This window comes from Mesorhizobium silamurunense (genome assembly GCF_014843905.1).
In the GTDB taxonomy this organism is placed as follows: Bacteria; Pseudomonadota; Alphaproteobacteria; order Rhizobiales; family Rhizobiaceae; genus Mesorhizobium; species Mesorhizobium silamurunense.
In genome coordinates this window covers 1-3217 of sequence record NZ_LPVS01000224.1, presented here as the reverse complement: position 1 = coordinate 3217, position 3217 = coordinate 1, and the positions used below count along the sequence as shown (strand labels likewise).

Annotated in this window: 3 protein-coding genes; all 3 read left to right on the top strand. The window is 64.5% G+C overall.

Going from position 1 to position 3217, the window contains the following annotated elements; all coding sequences use genetic code 11:
* The first annotated feature begins 266 nt into the window (after nucleotides 1-266).
* A complete protein-coding gene (locus AU465_RS33230; RefSeq protein WP_246506649.1) occupies nucleotides 267-1733 on the top strand; it encodes an HD domain-containing phosphohydrolase in 1467 nt (488 codons plus the stop codon).
* Nucleotides 1734-1823: 90 nt separating this feature from the next.
* Entirely contained in the window at nucleotides 1824-2096 is a 273-nt protein-coding gene (locus tag AU465_RS33225; protein WP_192257263.1) for a hypothetical protein, read from the top strand.
* Between the two features lie 163 nt (nucleotides 2097-2259).
* Nucleotides 2260-3217 (top strand): substrate-binding protein (locus AU465_RS33220; protein WP_246506648.1); only part of this gene is annotated, 958 nt, incomplete at its 3' end.

The window sequence follows — 3217 nt, the reverse complement described above, 5'->3', positions numbered from 1 at the left end:
CTACCTCACCACACGCGCCCATCCCGCGCAGCGGGTTCGTTCTTCGGCCCAAAACAGGACGCTCGGTCTTCGCAATGAAGCACATCAGGCTTGGGACTTTTCCCCTAGGTATTAGCGGCACGCAGGGCTAGCATAGGGCTCCCTGGGGGTGTGCGATGACAGACGTCTCGATACGCCGAGCGGACTTCATGATGGTCCTCGCTTATGCTTCGGACCTCGCGACGGGCCATTCTCGCGACTTCGCGCTGAAATCTTGCATACTTGCAATGCGGATCGCCGAGCTTGCGGGCGTTCCTGAACAGGTTCGGCGCAACGCCTATCATCAGTCTATGCTGCGCTATGTCGGCTGCAATGCGGACACGGACCTGCTGTCGGCCACCTTCGGCGACGAAATCGCGCTTCGCCAGGATCTTGTCGGTCTCGATATGGGCAACCGCGCTGAACTCGGCAGGGTCTTCGTGCAGGCCTTCAAGCGGTTCTATTACGATCTCGCTCCTGACGCGCAGACCAAGGCGATCGAGGCCGCGATGTCACAAGCGCTCGCTGTCGCCCGCCCGGTGCTCACAGCGCATTGCGAGGTCGCCCAGCGGATCGGTGAGCGACTTGGCCTGTCCGACGAGGTCCGGCGAAATCTTGGACAGATCTACGAACGATGGGATGGCAAGGGCCTGCCGCGTGGGGTAAGCGGCGAGGATGTCCTGCCGGCTGTGCGTCTGATCACGTTGGCGCAGGATGCTATTGCGCTGAGCGATGCCGTCGGCATCGAGGGGATGGCCGAAACCATTGCCAGTCGCGCCGACGGCCCGTACGAAGCGAATCTGGCCCGGCTGGTCTCCGCCAACGCAGCGATGCTGATGGAGGGCATCGGCGCGACGGTCGACCGCGAGACGATCCTGGCGCTGGAGCCCGATCCGCCGGTGACCCTGGATGAGGGGACTTGCGATGAGGCGTTCCTTGCCATTGCGGACATGATCGACATGCGCATGCCGTTTACGCAGGGCCATTCGCGGATGGTGTCGGAACTGGCCGCGGGTGCGGGGAAACGGATCGGGCTGCCCGACCCTGACGTGCGCGCACTGTGCTGGTCGGGATGCATCCATGACATCGGCGAACTCGTGGTGCCGGTGGCGACCTGGATGCGCAACGGTCCGCTGTCGGTGCGCGAGCGCGACGCCGCGCAGCTGCACGCCTATTACGGCGAGCGGGCGCTGGCTTCCTTTGGCCATGACGGCGATGCGATGGGCGCGCTGGTGCTGCGCCATCACGAACGCCTGGACGGTTCGGGATATCACCGCAAGGTCAGCGGCTCCGATCTGTCTCCGGCCGCCAGGATCCTGGCCGCTGCCGAAGCCTTCCAGACGTCGCGAGAGGAACGTCCTCACCGCAAGGCGCTGTCCAGCGAGGCGGCGGCAGCCCAGCTGCGCGCAGCTGTTCGTGACGGCTGCATCTGCCACGACGCCGCCGAGGCCGTGTTGTCCTTCGCGGGGCAGCCCTCGCGGCGGACCCTGCCGCGGGCGCTGGCCGGCATGACGCCGCGCGAGATCGAGGTGCTGCGCCTGATCGCCGCCGGGCTTACGGCGAAGGAAGTGGCCCGGAAGTTGGATATCTCGCCCAAGACCGCGGACCATCATATCCAGAGCGTCTATGCCAAGATCGGCGTGACCACCCGCGCCGCCGCGGCCCTCTATGCGGTCGAGCATGCCCTTGTCCGGCCGGGCGAGACGCAGACATAGGGAATCCACCCTATGCGCGCGTCCTCCGGGGCGCGCATCGTGATCCTGTCGACGGACCAATGGTGGCCGCGACCGACAGGAGGAAATCAGATGCTTCTCGCAACGACCAGGGTGGCGGACGTCGACCACTTCATCCGTATCTTTTCGACCAAGGGTGCCGACAAGCGCCGGTTGCACGGTTCGAACGGCGCAACCGTGTTCCGCGACCCGACGGAACCTAACCGCGTCTGGGCGATTTTCGACTGGGACGCCGAGGGTTGGAAGAACTTCGTGTCGGATCCGGGGGTGCCCGCGATCCTCCAGGAAGCCGGCCATGTCGGCAAACCGCAGGCTGCACTGCTGCTCGGCCACTACGAGGCATGACGTCTTGGCTGCGCGCCGCGTGCCGGTGGGCAGGCGCGCAACCCTGGCAAGCACCTCGGAAGCCGAACCCCAGAACTCGAACACGCAGAATCGGAGAAAAAAGATGGATCCGAAACCAATCAAGATCGGCCTCATCGCCGAACTGACCGGCCCATTGTCTTTCATGGGCATCGCCAACGCGAACCTCACGACCATGCTCGTCGACGACATCAACGCCAAAGGCGGCCTTCTCGGCCGGCCGGTGGCGCTGGTCATCGAGGATGGCGAGACCATCGACAGTGTCGCCAAGGCAAAGGCCGCGAAACTGGTCGACGTCGACAAGGTCGATGTGGTCGTCGGCGGCATCTACAGTTCGACCCGCCTGGCCATCAAGAGCGAGGCGGTCACCCGGGGCAGGACGCTCTACATCTATACCGAGCAGTATGAGGGGCAGGAAAACGATCCCCTGATTTTCTGCACCGGGCCCGTGCCCGCGCAGCAGGTCGAGCCGCTTATACCATGGCTCATGAACAGCACTGGGGCGAAGAGGTTCTATTTGCCGTCGGCCGATTACATCTGGCCCCATTTGCTGAACAAGGCCGCGAGCCGGGCGGTGCGCGCCAACGGCGGCGAGATCGTCGGCGAGGAGTATTTTCCGCTGGACACCGTCGATTTCCGGCGGACGGTGCAGCAGATCATGGCGAGCGGAACCGACGTGGTTTTCAACACCATCGTCCCGCCGGGCCTGACACCGTTCCTCGAAGAACTGCACAAGGCCGGTTTCGGCAAACGCGGCGGCAAGATCGTCTGCACCTACTTCGACGAGAACTTCTTCAATCTGGTGCCGTCCGAGCAGATCGAGGGCCTCTACAGCTGCCTCGACTATTATCAGGAACTCGACGAACCGTTCGGTCGCGCGCTCTTGCGCCGCTACAGCGAACGGTTCTCCGGTGGTGCCACCCTGACCGCGGGCAGCGGTTGCACTGGCCACTACCGGGCGATCAAGATGTGGGAAGCGGCGGTGAAGGAAGCGGGCAGTGTCGAGCGGGACGCGGTCATCCGGGCTCTCGATCACGCACGGATCAGCGACGGCCCGGGCGGTCCGGCCGAAATGGTTCCCGGCCAGCACCATGTTCGCATGA